This window comes from Halosimplex rarum (assembly GCF_047715405.1).
Taxonomy (GTDB): Archaea; Halobacteriota; Halobacteria; order Halobacteriales; family Haloarculaceae; genus Halosimplex; species Halosimplex rarum.
In genome coordinates this window covers 3,458,165-3,472,974 of sequence record NZ_CP180412.1, presented here as the reverse complement: position 1 = coordinate 3,472,974, position 14,810 = coordinate 3,458,165, and the positions used below count along the sequence as shown (strand labels likewise).

Below are 14,810 nucleotides of genomic sequence, written 5' to 3'. Positions count from 1 at the left end.
GCGGTTTCCGGTGCAGGCACAATCGTTATACTCTCGGCCGTCGATACTCGTCTCAACGGAGTGTTTCCAGTGCACCGACAGCGATCACACCTCGAAGAGTGGGCCTCCCTGCTCGACGAGCGCGTGTCGGAAGAGGCCCTCGACGAGGGTCCAGGGGGCGACAGCTCCGCCGACTGGTCGGACCCTCGTCAGGGCGGTTGAGACGCGCCGGCGAAGCGAGCGACGACGCCCCGGACGGTCCCCGCCGGTAGAAATCGAGCGGCGATAGCCCCGTCAGTCCTCGCTGGTCATCTGCTCGTACTGGTCGGAGAGCTTCTCGGCCGCCTCGTCCATGAGGTCGTGCTCGTAGTCGGACAGCTCCCACTCGACGACTTCTTCGACGCCGTCCGAGCCGAGCTTGACGGGGACGCCGAAGGCGGTGTCCTCGTAGCCGTACTCGCCGTCGAGGACGACGGAACCGGGCAGGACCTCGCCGGTGTCGTGCAGGATGGCTTCGACCATGTGCGCGACGCCGGTCGCCGGGCCCCACTCGGTCGCGCCCTTGCGCTCGATGACGTTCATCGCGGACTCCTGGAGGTCTTCGAGGATCTCCTCGCGCTCGTCGGCGGAGAACTCGGGGTCGCGGCCGTCGACGCGGACCTTCGAGAAGACGGGGACCTGCGCGTCGCCGTGTTCGCCCAGGATCGTGGCTTCGACGTTCTGGACCTGCGTGTCGAAGCGCTCGGAGAGGACGTAGCGGAACCGGGCCGAGTCCAGTCGGCCGCCGAAGCCGACGACCTGCTGGCGGTCGCGGTCGCCGGTCTCGTAGAGGTGCCGATTCAGGAGGTCGACCGGGTTCGACGTCGTCACGGTCACGTAGTCGTCGTTGTGCTCGGCGAGCGAGGAACCGATGTCGTCCATGATCGGCGCGTTGTCGCCCGCGAGGTCGATCCGCGTCTGGCCGGGTTGGCGCGGGATGCCCGCCGTGATGACGACGACGTCCGAGCCGGCGGTGTCCTCGTAGGTGCCCTGCCGGACGGTCGTGTTCGAGTCGTATGCCACGCCGTGGTTGGCGTCCGCGGCCTGACCGATCGTCACGTCCTCCTGGTCCGGGATGTCGACGAAGACCAGCTCGTCCACGATGTCCCGAAGCGCCAGGTTGTACCCCGCTGCTGCCCCGACGGTGCCTGCGGCACCGACGATGCTAACTTTCGTCATACCACGTAAATCGTTGCCCCGTTCGGTGGGTAAATCTATCGGACCCTGCCCTCTCGACCCGTCAGTCGTCAATTCTCGGTTCGACGGACGACGATCCGACTCGCCGAACCGGTCGGGGTTCGTGGCGACGGCCTTTTTGGCGGTCGCTGGTATCACTCTGGTATGAGCGACTTCGACAAGGAAGCCGAGCGCGAACGGCTCCGGGAGAAGTACGAGCGCGACCAGCAAAAGCGGGAAGCCAGCGAGCGGATGAGCGACCTCCTCCTCAAGGGCGCGACGATGACGAACTCCCACTGCGGGAACTGCGGCGACCCCATCTTCCGCTACGACGGCGACGAGTTCTGTCCCACCTGCCAGCAGGTCGTCACCAGCGACGATGCCGAGGAGGCCGCCGAGACCGACCAGCAGGGCGATCGCGACGACGCCACTGGGGATTCGACTGGTCTCGACGAGACCGGACCCGACGCCGAGAACGGCGACGCACCGGACCACATCGAGATCAAACAGCCCGACGGGCCTGCCGTCGGAACTGGCGCCGACCAGGCCGACGAGTCCGCAGCGGGCGCGTCGGAGGCCGACGCGCCCGGAGCGGACGCGGCAGGTGTGAACGCGAGCGATGTCAGCCAGACGGACGCGACCGGTTCCGACGAGAGTACCGTCGCGGGCGGTACTTCCCAATCACCGCCGTCCGGCCAGAACGAGCCCGCATCGTCGAACCGACAGCCATCGACCGGTCAGCAGTCGCAACCGGCCGACCGACCGAGCGTACCGGCCGATTCGAGCGACGACTTCGGGGTGGCGCGCGCGTCGCTGGTCCGGACGCTCCGGAAACACGCCGAGCGCGCGGAGAACTGCGACGACCCCCGACGCGCTCGCGACCACCTCACCGCCGCGCGCGAGGCCGCCGAGGCGCTGTCGGCGCTGTCCAGTTCGTACTGACGCGGAACAGACGCGGTACCGCCGCCTTCGCCCCTGCGATTCTATCTGTCGAGCGCGTCGAGCGCTGCGTCGAGCGCTTCGTCCGGGCTCGGACACTCCTGGAGCGTCTCCCCGCCCTCGGTGTAGATGAGGCGCGGGAATTTCGAGCGCGTGTCGAGGACGCCGATCCCCGGGAGCGTGTCGGCGCCCGTCTCCACGTCCGCGAACGCGTCGAAGCGTGGCGTCCCGTCCGTCATCGCGGGGGCCGCCCCGGCGTCGGCGTCCGGGGTAGCGGCCAGTTCCGCGGAGTCGGCGAGCACCGGGTACGTCAGGTCGTAGCGACGACGCCAGTACGTCGCCCGGTCCTCGGTGTCGGGGAGCGCGCCGACGACGGCCACGTCTTCGGCCGCGAACGACTCGAACGCGTCGCTGTAGGCCATCGCGCGGTCCCGGGACACCTGGCAGTAGTGGTCTCGCAAGAGGAGCACGACCACGGCGTCGAACTCGGCCGCGAGATCCTCGCTCGCGACCGTGTCCGGCCCAGGCCCCCCGTTCGGCAACTCGAACCTGACGATCCAGTGCATGCCGTCGCTCATCTGTAGCCCCCTGTGGTCGGCACCAACGCGCCCGGGGGTATTCGTTGTTGTGATCGGTCAGAAACTCCACTCGAAACGAAGGGGTTGTCCGGTGGAACGCTCGGGTCGCCGGGCGGGCTACGCCGCCGAATCAGGGGGGAATCAGCCGTCGTAGTCGCTGCCGACGACTTCGCGGAACCGCTCGGCGGTCACCTCGCCGACCCCCTCGGCGGCCTGCAGGTCCTCGACGTCGGCGGCCATCACCGCTTCGACGCTGCCGAACTCGGCGAGCAGCGACTCGGCCGTGACCGGCCCGACCTCCGCGACGCTCGCGACGACGTACGCCTGCTGTTCGGCGAGCGTCTTCGAACTCTTCTCCCCGTGGACGCTGACCGTTCGGTCCTCGGTCTCCTGCTCGCGCGTGGCGATCACCCTGAGCAACTCCGTCGTCTCGTCCTCGTCGGTCGTCCGGAGAACGCTCGCGCCGAAGTCGACGGCGAGCGAAGCCAGCGCGCCGCGGACGGCGTTCGGGTGGACGTTCCGCTCGCCGTAGAGGTCCTCGCCCTCGACGACGACGACCGGCCGGGCGTAGTAGCGGGTCGCGTCTTTCACCTGCTCGAACATCGAACGCTCGTCGCCGCCCGTGAGCGTGTCCATGAAGTCGGCGACGGTCTTGCGCTCGACGACGACCCGGTCGGAGAGGACGTAGTCGCCGACGGCGAGCGTCTCCAGGCGCGTCTCGATCTCGTCCTTCCGCGAGAGGTCTTTCGCGATGGAGGCGTCCAGTTCCCGCTGGTCGACCACGACTTCGACCGACTCCTCGTCGTCCGCGCTCGCGGTCGCGATCTCCCCGTCCGGATCGTCGCGGTCGGCCGATTCCGCGGCGTCCCGGTCGGCGTCGCCCTCTTCCGTACTGGACTCGCCACCTTCGCCGCCCGCGAACGCGTCGAGGCCCGCTTGGCCGTCGTTCTCGGCCGATTGCGCGGTAGTTGCGGACTCGTCACCGTCACTCCCGGTTTCGCCTCGACCGCTTGCGACGTCGCTACCGGAAGACGCGGCCTCCTCAGCCTCCGTTGCGGTTTCGCCCCCCGTTTCGTGTGGAGCGTCGCCGTCGGCAGCCGGGCCGCCGTCGCCACTCGCGCCGTCGTCGAACGCGGCCATCTCGGTCTGGCTGCTCAGTTCGCTCTCGATCTCGCCGGTTATCGACTTGAGCGACCGCAACTCGTCTTTCATCCGCTTCTGGTCGTTGCGGGCCTTCCAGAAGTACGCCTCGTCGCGGGTGTCCTCGGCGAGCAGGACCGACACCGCGCCCTCGGTCTGGCGGCCGGTCCGGCCCTTGCGCTGGATGGCGCGGATCGCGGTCGGGACGGGCTCGTAGAACAGGACGAGGTCGACTTCGGGCACGTCCAGCCCCTCCTCGGCCACGGACGTCGAGACGAGCACCTCGAACTCGCCGGCGCGAAAGTCGTCCAGCGTCTCCTGTTGCTCCGTCTGCGTCATCCCGTCGCTGCCGTCGGTGTCGGACTGGCCGACGAACTTCCGGGCCGTGAAGTGCTCGTTCAGGAAGTCCGTCAGCGTCTCGGCGGTGTCGCGCGACTCCGTGAAGACGATGACGCGCTCGCCGTTCTCGATGCCGAGCGTCTGCGCGATGAGCATCCGCGTCCGGCGGAACTTCGGGTGGAGGTCGTCGTAGTCCTCGGCGCGGCGTATCGCTTCCCGTACTTTGGGTTCGGAGATCATTCGCTGGTCGGCCTTCGAGGCGCCCGACGAGCGGGCGGCCTGCTTCTGGCGCTCGAAGTACCGGCGGAGGCTCTCGACGCTCTGGGTCTCGGCGTAGGTGACCGCGGTCCGGAGCTTTCGAACCTCGGCGAGCAGGCTCATGCCCTCGTAGCCCTCCGACTGATCGTTGTTCATCAGCTCGCGGAGCTTGCCCTGGATCTTCTGGATCTCCCGCTCGGAGACGTCGGCCTTGCTCGTGTTCGTGACGCCCAGTTCCCGGAGCTTCCCGAGGCGGTCCTCGATGACCTCGTTTATCGCGTCGCGGATCTCGACCACGGTCTCCGGAAGCTCGATGCGCTCCCAGTCGACGCTGGTCTCGTGGGTGTAGTCGTCGACGTCGGCGTCCGCCTCGGTCATCACCTCGACCTGGCGGAGGCCGAGGTTGTGGCACACTTCGAGGATGGCCTCCTCGTCGTCGCCGGGGGAGGCGCTCATCCCGGTTGCCAGGGGGTCGCGGGCCTGTTCGTGGTAGCGCTCGGCGATGTAGTTGTACGCGTAGTCGCCGGTCGCGCGGTGGCACTCGTCGAAGGTGCAGTGGACGACGTCGGTGAGGTCGATCCGCGACCCCACCAGGTCGTTCTCGACGACCTCGGGCGTCGCGACGACGACGCGTGCGCCGGACCACAGGTCCGCGCGGTCGTCGGGGCGCGTGTCGCCGGTGTAGACGACGATCTCGTCGTCGTGGACCTCCAGCGCCTCGCGGTAGAAGTCGGCGTGTTGCTGGACGAGGGGTTTCGTCGGGGCGAGCAGCAGGGACTTGTTGACCACGTCGCCGGCCAGCCGCTCGGCGGTGACCAGCAGACTCACCGTCGTCTTGCCCAGGCCGGTCGGGAGGCAGACCAGCGTGTGCGTGCGCAGCGCGGCGTCGGCGAGTTCGCGCTGATACCTGCGGTCCTCCAGGAAGCCGTCGACCAGCAGCGGCCCCGTCACGCCCTCCCCCTCGTCGGTCGTCGCCATTACGTTCCGGTTGGCCGTGCCCGTGGATAAGGCTTCAGGTAGCGCGGTGGAAGTGAAAACGCGGGCGGTCGCGGCTCGACCTCGCCGCCGAGGTCGGTCCCCGTCAGGGCAGGTGAACGAGCTGGAGGCCGTCCTCGCCGTCTTCGAGGCGGGCGTTCGGCAGCGTGCAGGGCCACTCGTCGTAATCGACGGGGAGGTCGCTCTCCCCGTCCCGCCAGCGCTGGTAGTCGACGTCTTCCCAGTTGACGTCGTACTCGGCGCGGTCGCCCCAGCCCAGCCCGTCCCAGGAGTTCTCGTCGATCTCGGGCGACGGTTCGAGGAACAGTTCCCCGCGCTCGTCGTCATAGTCGACGACGGTTCCGACCGGCTTGCCGCGGTCGCGGACGCGCTCGCCGATGTACTCGTCCCAGTCTGGCGCTTCGAGCATAGCGGCGGTTACCGCGGTTCGGCAATCAACGCCCGGCCTGCCGTGGCAAGTGCGGGACCCGGCGGCAACACCGGGTCTCAGTCGCCGTCCTTTCGATCAGAGCGGGCTGGCGGGCAGGTACCGGATGGCGAGGAACATCGCGACGGCGCCGGCGACGGGGATCGTGAGATTGTCGTCGATGACGTAGCCGCGGATGACGGGCTTGATCCCGTCGGCGACGGTGGCGGCGACGCCCCCGAGGACTGCGGCCACCGGCGGGACGAACGGGACCGCGAGCAGCGTCGCGACGGCGAACGTGACCAGCAGCACGGAGACGTCCTTGGCGGTCCGGAGTTCGCCGGACCCGAGCAGACCGCTGACGGGGTCGGCGATGGTGAGCATCAACAGTGCGGGCACCGCGATCTCGGGTTCGAAGACTAACGCCACGACGGTCATCCCGAAGACGGCGAGGAAGTAGCCGGCGAGGTTGTCCTGCTCGTACTCGCGGGTGAGCTTCTCGTAGATCCGCCAGTCGAGGCCGACGATCAGGCGGATCACTTCGAGGACGAACGCCACCATGAGGCCGGCGACCAGCAGGACCTGGATGTGCCGCCAGGTGATCTCGGCGACGAGCAGGTACGACAGCGGCACCGCTGTCCCGCTGGCGTGCACCAGCCGTCGGACGATTTCGTCGCGCATTGAACTGATTCCGTCGCGATCTCGGTGCCGTGGGCCCGGCCGGGCCTACAGCTCCGCGAATTCCAGGTCGCCGTCCCGCAGAGCTTCGAGCGTCTCGGGCAGTTCCTCGATGGGCAGGCGTCGCTGGGCGGTCGTGTCGCGCTCGCGCACGGTGACCGTGCCGGGCTCGCCCTCGTCCTCGTCGCGCGCCTCGCCGACGGTCGCGTAGTCGACGGTGACGCAGAACGGGGTGCCGACCTCGTCCTGGCGCCGGTAGCGCCGGCCGATGGCGCCGGAGTCGTCGTAGGCGACCGAGAGGCCCTGCTCGCGCAGGTCGGCCGCGACCTCGCGGGCGCGCTCGCCCAGACCGTCGCGGTCCATCAGCGGGAAGACGCCGACGGTCGTCGGCGCCACCTCGGCCGGGAGTTCGAGGAAGGTCCGTTCCTCGCCGTCGATCTCGTCCTCGCGGTAGCAGTGGTCGAGGACGGTGTACAGCGCGCGGTCGATACCGAGCGACGGTTCGACGACGTGGGGCAGGATGTGTTCGCCCGACTCCGTGACCTCCTCGACGGCGAAGCCGGTCTGGCCGACGGGCACCTCGTGGGACTCGCCGTCGACCTCGACGGTGACGGTGCCGTCGCCCTCGGGGTCGTCCGCGGCGTCGCGGAACGCGTCGGGGTCGGACTCGGCGAGGGTCTCCAGCGCGTCGGCGACGTCGCCGGCGGCGCCGCCGAACTCCGGCCCGAGGTAGCTCATGTCGGGGTCGACGGTGGGGCGCTCGACGGTGACCGGCTCGTCGTACTGCTTGAATATCGTGTAGTCCTCGTCGGAGTACTCGTCGTGTTTCGAGAGGTCGTAGTCCGAGCGGTAGGCGAACCCGGCGATCTCGACCCAGTCACCGGTGATGTAGCTCTCGGCGTCCCAGCAGTCGGCGGCGTAGTGGGCGAGTTCGCCGCCGAGGTGCTGGCGGAACCGGAACCGGTCCATGTCGACGCCGATGCGCTCGTACCACTCGGTGGCGACGCCGAGGTAGTAGGCGATCCACGGGTCGGCGACGAGGCCCTCGTCGACGGCTTCCCGGATCGTCAGCTCCCGGGCCTCGCCGTCGTCGTCTTCCTGTGCCTCGGCGCTATAGAAGGGTGCGACGACGTCTTCGACCGCCGAGAGGTCCGGCTCGTCTTCTTCCGGATCGATGAACAGTTCGAGTTCGGCCTGGGTGAACTCCCGGACGCGCACGAGCGACTTCCGGGGGCTGATCTCGTTGCGGTAGGCGCGGCCGACCTGCGTGACGCCGAAGGGAAGCTGGTTGCGGGCGTACTCCGCGAGCTGCGGGAACTCGACGAAGATACCCTGGGCGGTCTCGGGACGCAGGTAGCCGGGTGAGGAGGAACCCGGGCCGATGTTTGTTTCGAACATGAGGTTGAACTCCTCGATAGCCTGGCCGGCCAGACCCGTGCCACAGACCGGACAGACGAGTTCGTACTCGGCGATGATCTCGCCGACGCGCTCCGCGCCGAGTGCCTCGGCCTCCTCGTAGTCCGTGTTGTCCTCGACGACGTGGTCCGCCCGGTGGCTCTCGCCGCAGTCCGGACACTCGACTATCATGTCGTCGAAGCCGTCGAGGTGGCCCGACGCCTCGAACACCGGTTCGGGCATGATCGTCGGCGCGTCGATCTCCATGTTGCCCTCCTGGACGGTGAATCGGTCGCGCCAGGTGTTCTCGATGTTGTCCTTGAGGGCGGCGCCCTGCGGGCCGAAAGTGTAGAAGCCGGAGACGCCGCCGTAGGCGCCCGCCGACTGGAGGAAGAAGCCCCGGCGCTTGGCGAGTTCGGTCAGGTCGGGGCTCTCGCCCTCGCTCATCGAAGCGCCTCCAGCAGATCCATGTCCCGGACGATACCTTCGAGTTCGTCGCCCGAGACCAGCGGGATCTGCTCGATGTCGTGTTCGATCATCAGCTGCGCGGCGTCCTGTGCGGTGCGGCGGCCGCTGATGGTGACGAGATCGGCGGTCATGAACTCGGAGACGGGTCCGGCCGGGATCTCGACGTTCCGGGTGGGCATGTAGCGGCTGCCGACGGCCTTGACGCTCTCCCACTTCCAGTCGTCGTCGTCGGCGGCGAGGCTGTCGCCGGTCTCCTCCTCGCCCTCGACGACGCGGGCGACGTCGATGATGTCGACCTCGGTGATCATCCCGCTCGTCTCGCCGACCTCGTCGAGCGCGACGCCGTAGGGGTCGTTGGCGTGGGACAGTTCCCGCTCGGCGACCGGCAGAGGCGCCTCCTCGTAGACGCAGTTCACGTTCCGCTGGGCGAGGCCGTCGACGGTCACGTCGCCGTTCACGTCGCCCGTGGCGATGGCGCGGACCACGTCGGTGATGGTGACGATCCCTTCCAGCCGGCCGTCGACGACGGGCACGCGGCGGGCGTGTTCGTCGAGCATCAGCGCCGCGAGTTCTTCGAGTGTCGAGTCGGCGCTGGTGGTGGGAACCTCCTCGACGAGCATGGCGAGCTGGTCCTCGTCGGGCTCGTCGATGAGCGCGTCGCGGGAGACGAGCCCGCGGAACTCCTCGCCATCGTCGCCCTCGGTCACGACGGGGACCGAGGAGAAGGCACGCTCCTGGAGGTACTCGAGGACGTCGTCGCGGGTGCCGGGTAGCTCGACCGTGACGAGGTCCTCGCGGGGCGTCATTACGTCTGCGACGTTCATAGTACAGCGTACTCCCAGTCCCAAATACTAAGACCTTACACTTCCCCGCTCGCGGGGACAGCTCACGTTCCGACCGTCAGAACGGTGGGGTCCGGCCTCACTTCCCGGTGGCCAGGGCGACCTGGTTCGCCCTCACTCCTCGGCCGCGAGGGCGACCGGGTCGTGCTCGCAGACGGTGTCGAGCACGACGTCCGTCGAGACCGATTCGACCCGGGAGTGGGTGAGGACCTCCTTGATCTGCGCGTTCAGCGCGTCGGTGTCCTCGAACTTGCCGATGGCGACCACGTCGTCGCTGCCGGTGACCTCGTAGACGCCGATCATGTGACCGGTGTCGCGCAGGTCCGCGACGACCTCGCTGAGCCCGTCGCCGGTCACGTCGAGCCGGAAGACGGCCGTCACCTCGTAGCCGAACCCGGCGTAGTCGACGTCGGCGCGGTACCCCTCGATGACTCCGGCGTCTTCGAGCGCCCGGATGCGCTTGGTCGCCGTCGCGGTCGCGATCCCGACCGAGTTGGCGAGCTCGTTCGCGCTCGCCCGCCCGTCGGTCAGGAGCCCGTCGACCAGCTGCCTGTCGATGTCGTCGATGTCGATCATCGGTCGCGTTCGTCCCTGGGAGCGTGACACGGACGCCTCAGACCGCGTCGCGCCCGGTCTTGCCCGTGCGGATCTGGGTAGCGCTCTCGACCGGCAGGACGAACACCTTGCCGTCGCCCTTCTCGCCGGTGTTGGCGCCCTCGACGATGGCGTCGACGACGTCCTGTGCGGGGATGTCGGCGACGACGCACTCGACCTTGACCTTCTGGTGCAGGTCGACGACGTACTCCTCGCCGCGCCACTGGCCCTTCTTCGCCGGCTGGGAGCCGCGGCCGGAGACGTTCGTCACCGTCAGTGAGGGGGCGCCGATCTCCGCGAGCGCCTGCTTCACGTCGCCCAGCTTGTCCGGGCGCACCATCGCGACCACCATCTTGATCTCTCCGTCGTTCGGTTCGCCGCCGTCGGTTCGAATCTCGTGTTCGGTGTCGTTCATATTGTCGTGTTCGGTGTCGTTCATGTTGTAGCCTCCGTCGGTTCGGATTTCGCTGTCAGTCGCGTTCGCTCGGCCGTCCGTCTCGATACCGTGAGCGTGTGTGTCGTCGCTCACGAGTCAGTCACTCCGTTCGTCCATGTCGCGCTCGGCCGGGACGAAGTCCTCGTCGAAGAGCCCGCCGTCAGAGCGAAGCTCTGACGAGGTCTGGCTCTCTTCGTTCGCCAGACCGCCGTCCGTCCGCACCGTGCCACCGTCCGCGACCGCAGCGCCCTCGTCGCCGAACTCGGGGTAGGTTTCGACGCCGTGCTCGCTGACGTCCAGGCCTTCCTGCTCGTGGGTGCGGCTGACGCGCGCCTGGCCGAGCGCCCTGAACGCGCCCCAGATGAGGCCCGTCGTGACGACCGTCCAGGTCGCGATGATCGCGACGCCGGCGAACTGAGCGAGGAACATATCGACGCGACTCGTGCTACCGAGGTAGCTCGGGGCGACGACCAGCGGCAGCATGAGCGTCCCGATGACGCCGGCGCTCCCGTGAACGGGGAAGACCGCGCAGACGTCGTCGATGTTCAGGCGCTTCTCGACGAACGAGAAGACGACCGGCAGCTGCGCGCCGCATACGCCGCCGACGACGAACGCGCCACCCCAGCTGGTGGCGTGGGGGATGGCGGTGATGCCGACCAGTCCAGCGAGCAGACCGTTGGCGACGTAGAGGGTGTCGACCTTCCCGGTCTTGGCCCAGGCGACGGCACCGGCGCCCATCGCGCCGCAGGCCATCGCGATCGTGGTAGTCATCGCGACGCGGCCGAGCTGGTCGGCGAGGAAGGCGTTCTCGGGGCTGAAGATCGCCGACGTGCCGACGTTGAAGCCGTACCAGCCGAACGCGAGCATCAGCGTGCCGAGCACGGCGAAAGTCATCGAGTGACCGGGGATGACGTTCGCCGACCCGTCGTCGTTGAACCGGCCGATGCGCGGGCCGAGCACCCACGCAGCCGTCAGACCGGCGATGCCGCCCATCGCGTGGACGACCGTCCCGCCGGCGAAGTCGTCGAACGCGACGCCGATGGCGGAGCCGACCGCGCCGTCGATGCCGAGCAGGCCGGCGTCGTACCAGGCCATGCCGGAGACGACGGGGTAGATGACCGCCGCCAGCAGGAACGTGTAGCCGACGTACGCTCGCAGCTTCGCCCGCCCGGCGACGGCGCCGGAGACGATGGTGGCCGCCGTCATCGCGAAGACGGCGCCGTAGAGCCAGCCGACCCAGTCGGCCGGCGCCTCGTACCCGAACGCCGGCGAGAATCCGCCGCCGCCGACGAGGCTGTCGACCCCGGCGCCTATCAGGAAGAACACCGTCACGCCGATGCTCCAGGTCAGCAGGTTCTTCGTCAGCTGGTTCGAGACGTTCTTCGAGCGTACCTGCCCCGCCTCCAGCATGGCGAAGCCAGCGTGCATGAAGAAGATCAGGAAGGTGACTATCAGCACCCAGGTCATGTTTATCGCGTCGATCAGCGTTTGCGTGTCGGTCTGTAGCGCGGTAAGTTCGAGCATGGATTGTGTCTGTGGTCGTGTCGCGTCTTCGTCCGAATTGTTCCGAATCGTTCAGTCTAACCCGGATTTTCACTCCGAATGTTTCGGAGAGTACGGGAGAACTGTGCGGAATCACTCTACATAAGGGTTGTCTTTACAAAGACGAATATTTCAGGCCATACGTAGACGAGCGTCAAAATTGCAGTAGAATATTACGTGTTTAAGGTTGTATTTCGTCCAGAAATCGGCCGTCTGCTCGCGGCGGATCTGGACGCCCGTCAACCACCGGAGCCGGCAAAAACCGCGAAAACGGGGGTTTCGACCTCTCGCGCGGTCGTCGTGACGATCCGATCTGAGACGGCCGAAAAAGTGATCAGGTGCGGAGGGCGAGCGGACCGACCGCGGGAGACGACCGACGGTTACTCCACGTCGGCGGGCGCGACCGGGACCGGGTCGTACTCGCAGACGGTGTCGAGCGCGATGCTCGTCCGGGCCGAGCGCACCTCCGGGTGAGTCAGCAGGTCCTTGATCTGGGCGTTCATCGCCTCGGTGCTCTCGAACTTGCCGATGGCGACCACGTCGTCGCTACCGGTGACCTCGTAGACGCCGATCATGTGACCGGTGTCGCGCAGGTCCGCGACGACGTCGCCGAGGCCAGCCCCCTCTACGTCGAGCCGGAAGACGGCGGTCACCTCGTAGCCGAAGGCCCCGTAGTCGATCTCGGGCTGGTAGCCGTCGATGACGTCGGACTCCTCCAGGCGCTGGAGGCGCTTGGTCGCGGTCGCCGTGGCGATCTCGGCGGTCTCGGCCAGTTCGCTCGCGCTGGCGCGCCCGTTGTCCAGCAGGGCGTCGAGGATCCGCCGGTCCGTGTCGTCGATGTCGGCGGACATCGAACGTCAGACTGCCTCCGGCCCGGAATCGCCCGTCCGGACCTGTACCGCGTCCTCGACCGGGAGGACGAAGATCTTGCCGTCGCCGGGCTCGCCGGTCTGGGCGGCGTCGGCGATGGCGTCGACGACGTCCTGTGCGGGGATCTCCGAGACGACGCACTCGACTTTGACCTTCTGATGCAGGTCGACGACGTACTCCTCGCCGCGCCACTGGCCGGTCTTGGCCGGCTGGGAGCCCCGTCCCGAGACGTTCGTTACGGTCAGCGACGGCGCACCCGTTTCGGCCAGCGCCTGTTTCACGTCACCGAGCTTGTCGGGGCGGACGACCGCGACGACCATCTTGATCTCGTCGTCACTCATCGGTCTCACCCCCGTCGACCGCGGCGGACGCGTCGACTGCGGCGTCGTCCGTGTCGCTCGCGAAACCGCCGTCGGTGCGGACCTCGCCGCCGTCAGAGCGCAGCTCTGACGAGGCGTCGTTCTCGGCGCTCACGACACCGCCGTCCGCGCTCACGGTCGGTCCCTCCCGGCTGCCGCCGGCGACGAACTCGGGGTACGTCGAGACGCCGTGTTCGCTCTCGTCGAGACCGATCTCCTCCTCTTCCTCGGAGACGCGCAGGCCGAAGAGGACGTCGGCGATCTTGAACGCGACCGCGGTCGCCAGGACCGTCCAGACGGTGATGACGGCGACGCCGGCCACCTGCATGATCAGCTGGTCGACGCCGAGGAACGTCCAGGGGTCACCGAGGATGGCGACCCCGCCGCTGCCCGCTGCGAGCAGGGGGATCAGGATCGTCCCGATGGCGCCAGCGCTGCCGTGGACCGCGAAGACGCCACAGACGTCGTCGATCTTCAGGGAGTCGACGACCCAGCGGTAGGTCGGCAGGACGAGCGCGCCGGCGAGGCCGCCAAGCAGGAGGCCGCCCCACCACGTCACGTGGGGGACGGCGCCGGTGACCGCGACGAGGCCGGCGAGCAGGCCGTTGGCCGCCCAGAGCGGGTCGGGCTTGCCCTGCCACACCGAGGAGACGAGCATGGCGGCGACGCCGCCGGCACCCATGCCGAGCGTCGTGTTCAGGACGACGCGGCCGAGCGCGCCGCCCATGAAGACGCCCTCCGAGGTCAGCACCGTCGCCTGCGTGCCGACGTTGAACCCGTACCAGCCGAACGCGAGGAACAGCGTCCCGAGCACGGCCAGCAGCATCGAGTGGCCGGGGATCGGTTGGCTGTTGCCGTTCGCGTCGAAGCGGCCGGAGCGCGGTCCGACCATCTTCGCGCCCACGAGTCCGGCGACGCCGCCGACCATGTGAACGACCGTCGCTCCGGCGAAGTCGAGGTAGCCGACGCCGATGACGTCCGCGAGGTACCCGGGCGTGTCACCGCCGGCGAGCAGTCCGCCGCCCCACGTCAGGCCGGTCACGACGGGGTAGATGACAGCGGTCATCGCGGCCGCGACGAAGACGTACGCCTTGTAGTCCATCCGCTCGGCGACGGCGCCGGAGACGATGGTCGCCGCCGTCATCGCGAAGACGGCGCCGAAGAACCAGTCGATCCAGCCGGTGCCGCTCTCGCCGGGTGCGGACATGTACGAGAACGCCCCCGCGAGGTCGAGCGCCGCGCCCGACGTCAACTGGGCGACGATCGCGCTGACCCCCGCGCCGAGGACGAAGAACACGAGCACGCCCAGCGTCCAGTCGGTCATGTTCTTCATCAGGACGTTTCCGACGTTCTTCGCGCGGACCTGCCCGCTCTCCAGCAGCGCGAAGCCCGGCTGCATGAAGAAGATCAGGAAACAGACGACCAGGATCCAGACGTAGTTCACGCTGTTCGAGACCGGCCCGGGCCCCAACTGCAGCGCTGCGTCGACCGCCGGCGCCAGCAGCGCGCCCGCCATCAGCAGGTCACCCCCGAACCGCGAACAGCCGAACCATCTTGATGATCGTATTCCTTTCCACCCGATATCGATACGTTCGTAGTGTACATCTCGGTTGAGGGTCATGGAATCCTATCACATAAGGGTATGCTTGAAAACATCGCAATTTCGCATTCATAACAGGACGGCTGTCAGAATTATCCCATGATATTATGGATATAAGGTTGTCGTTCGTCCAGATAGGTGTACGCTCGTCCGATCGAATCGAACGTTCGTGGACC

General features: G+C 68.0%; 14 protein-coding genes and 1 pseudogene. 2 read left to right on the top strand and 13 right to left on the bottom strand.

Annotated features, from left to right (window positions below; all coding sequences use genetic code 11):
* The first annotated feature begins 69 nt into the window (after positions 1-69).
* On the top strand, positions 70-201 hold the full coding sequence (locus tag ACMGFH_RS16575) for a hypothetical protein (protein ID WP_415379563.1): 132 nt from the start codon (positions 70-72) through the stop codon (positions 199-201).
* A gap of 72 nt (positions 202-273) precedes the next feature.
* On the opposite strand, the gene mdh is transcribed toward ACMGFH_RS16575, so the two are convergent.
* On the bottom strand, positions 274-1,197 hold the full coding sequence (mdh, locus tag ACMGFH_RS16570; RefSeq protein ID WP_415379562.1) for a malate dehydrogenase: 924 nt from the start codon (positions 1,195-1,197) through the stop codon (positions 274-276).
* 162 nt (positions 1,198-1,359) lie between these two features.
* Here mdh and ACMGFH_RS16565 point away from each other — a divergent pair, with 162 nt between their 5' ends.
* Positions 1,360-2,136 (top strand): Sjogren's syndrome/scleroderma autoantigen 1 family protein, encoded by a 777-nt coding sequence (locus ACMGFH_RS16565; protein WP_415379561.1) that lies wholly within the window; start codon positions 1,360-1,362, stop codon positions 2,134-2,136.
* A gap of 41 nt (positions 2,137-2,177) precedes the next feature.
* On the opposite strand, the gene ACMGFH_RS16560 is transcribed toward ACMGFH_RS16565, so the two are convergent.
* The 12 genes and pseudogenes from ACMGFH_RS16560 to ACMGFH_RS16505 all read right to left on the bottom strand — a co-directional run bounded on the left by ACMGFH_RS16560 (position 2,178) and on the right by ACMGFH_RS16505 (position 14,535).
* Entirely contained in the window at positions 2,178-2,711 is a 534-nt protein-coding gene (locus ACMGFH_RS16560) for a redoxin domain-containing protein (RefSeq protein ID WP_415379560.1), read from the bottom strand.
* A 141-nt stretch (positions 2,712-2,852) separates the two neighbouring features.
* Positions 2,853-5,426 (bottom strand): DEAD/DEAH box helicase, encoded by a 2,574-nt coding sequence (locus tag ACMGFH_RS16555; RefSeq protein WP_415379558.1) that lies wholly within the window; start codon positions 5,424-5,426, stop codon positions 2,853-2,855.
* Between the two features lie 103 nt (positions 5,427-5,529).
* Positions 5,530-5,853, bottom strand: coding sequence for a hypothetical protein (locus tag ACMGFH_RS16550; RefSeq protein WP_415379557.1), 324 nt, complete (start codon positions 5,851-5,853; stop codon positions 5,530-5,532).
* 96 nt (positions 5,854-5,949) lie between these two features.
* On the bottom strand, positions 5,950-6,531 hold the full coding sequence (locus ACMGFH_RS16545) for a dolichol kinase (protein WP_415379556.1): 582 nt from the start codon (positions 6,529-6,531) through the stop codon (positions 5,950-5,952).
* Positions 6,532-6,576: 45 nt separating this feature from the next.
* Positions 6,577-8,370: a glycine--tRNA ligase gene (gene glyS, locus ACMGFH_RS16540; protein ID WP_415379555.1), complete on the bottom strand. Its 1,794-nt coding sequence runs from the start codon at positions 8,368-8,370 to the stop codon at positions 6,577-6,579.
* Positions 8,367-9,215, bottom strand: a complete 849-nt coding sequence (locus tag ACMGFH_RS16535) for a CBS domain-containing protein (protein ID WP_415379554.1) — start codon at positions 9,213-9,215, stop codon at positions 8,367-8,369. The genes glyS and ACMGFH_RS16535 overlap by 4 nt, the downstream gene beginning before the upstream one ends.
* 132 nt (positions 9,216-9,347) lie before the next feature.
* Positions 9,348-9,809: a winged helix-turn-helix transcriptional regulator gene (locus tag ACMGFH_RS16530; RefSeq protein ID WP_415379553.1), complete on the bottom strand. Its 462-nt coding sequence runs from the start codon at positions 9,807-9,809 to the stop codon at positions 9,348-9,350.
* Positions 9,810-9,846: 37 nt separating this feature from the next.
* Positions 9,847-10,299: pseudogene (locus ACMGFH_RS16525) on the bottom strand (P-II family nitrogen regulator); the annotation flags it as partial.
* Between the two features lie 60 nt (positions 10,300-10,359).
* Entirely contained in the window at positions 10,360-11,787 is a 1,428-nt protein-coding gene (locus ACMGFH_RS16520; RefSeq protein ID WP_415379552.1) for an ammonium transporter, read from the bottom strand.
* 398 nt (positions 11,788-12,185) lie between these two features.
* Entirely contained in the window at positions 12,186-12,656 is a 471-nt protein-coding gene (locus ACMGFH_RS16515) for a winged helix-turn-helix transcriptional regulator (protein ID WP_415379551.1), read from the bottom strand.
* Between the two features lie 6 nt (positions 12,657-12,662).
* On the bottom strand, positions 12,663-13,016 hold the full coding sequence (locus ACMGFH_RS16510) for a P-II family nitrogen regulator (protein WP_415379550.1): 354 nt from the start codon (positions 13,014-13,016) through the stop codon (positions 12,663-12,665).
* Positions 13,009-14,535, bottom strand: a complete 1,527-nt coding sequence (locus tag ACMGFH_RS16505) for an ammonium transporter (protein WP_415383274.1) — start codon at positions 14,533-14,535, stop codon at positions 13,009-13,011. Before ACMGFH_RS16505 ends, ACMGFH_RS16510 begins: the two co-directional genes overlap by 8 nt.
* Positions 14,536-14,810 lie beyond the last annotated feature (275 nt).

What these genes read in the sequence shown, in the direction of transcription:
- mdh (WP_415379562.1), bottom strand. Translation starts at nt 1,197, where the DNA reads ATGACGAAAGTTAGCATCGTCGGTGCCGCAGGCACCGTCGGGGCAGCA.
- ACMGFH_RS16565 (WP_415379561.1), top strand. Translation starts at nt 1,360, where the DNA reads ATGAGCGACTTCGACAAGGAAGCCGAGCGCGAACGGCTCCGGGAGAAG.
- ACMGFH_RS16560 (WP_415379560.1), bottom strand. Translation starts at nt 2,711, where the DNA reads ATGAGCGACGGCATGCACTGGATCGTCAGGTTCGAGTTGCCGAACGGG.
- ACMGFH_RS16555 (WP_415379558.1), bottom strand. Translation starts at nt 5,426, where the DNA reads ATGGCGACGACCGACGAGGGGGAGGGCGTGACGGGGCCGCTGCTGGTC.
- ACMGFH_RS16550 (WP_415379557.1), bottom strand. Translation starts at nt 5,853, where the DNA reads ATGCTCGAAGCGCCAGACTGGGACGAGTACATCGGCGAGCGCGTCCGC.
- ACMGFH_RS16545 (WP_415379556.1), bottom strand. Translation starts at nt 6,531, where the DNA reads ATGCGCGACGAAATCGTCCGACGGCTGGTGCACGCCAGCGGGACAGCG.
- glyS (WP_415379555.1), bottom strand. Translation starts at nt 8,370, where the DNA reads ATGAGCGAGGGCGAGAGCCCCGACCTGACCGAACTCGCCAAGCGCCGG.
- ACMGFH_RS16535 (WP_415379554.1), bottom strand. Translation starts at nt 9,215, where the DNA reads ATGAACGTCGCAGACGTAATGACGCCCCGCGAGGACCTCGTCACGGTC.
- ACMGFH_RS16530 (WP_415379553.1), bottom strand. Translation starts at nt 9,809, where the DNA reads ATGATCGACATCGACGACATCGACAGGCAGCTGGTCGACGGGCTCCTG.
- ACMGFH_RS16520 (WP_415379552.1), bottom strand. Translation starts at nt 11,787, where the DNA reads ATGCTCGAACTTACCGCGCTACAGACCGACACGCAAACGCTGATCGAC.
- ACMGFH_RS16515 (WP_415379551.1), bottom strand. Translation starts at nt 12,656, where the DNA reads ATGTCCGCCGACATCGACGACACGGACCGGCGGATCCTCGACGCCCTG.
- ACMGFH_RS16510 (WP_415379550.1), bottom strand. Translation starts at nt 13,016, where the DNA reads ATGAGTGACGACGAGATCAAGATGGTCGTCGCGGTCGTCCGCCCCGAC.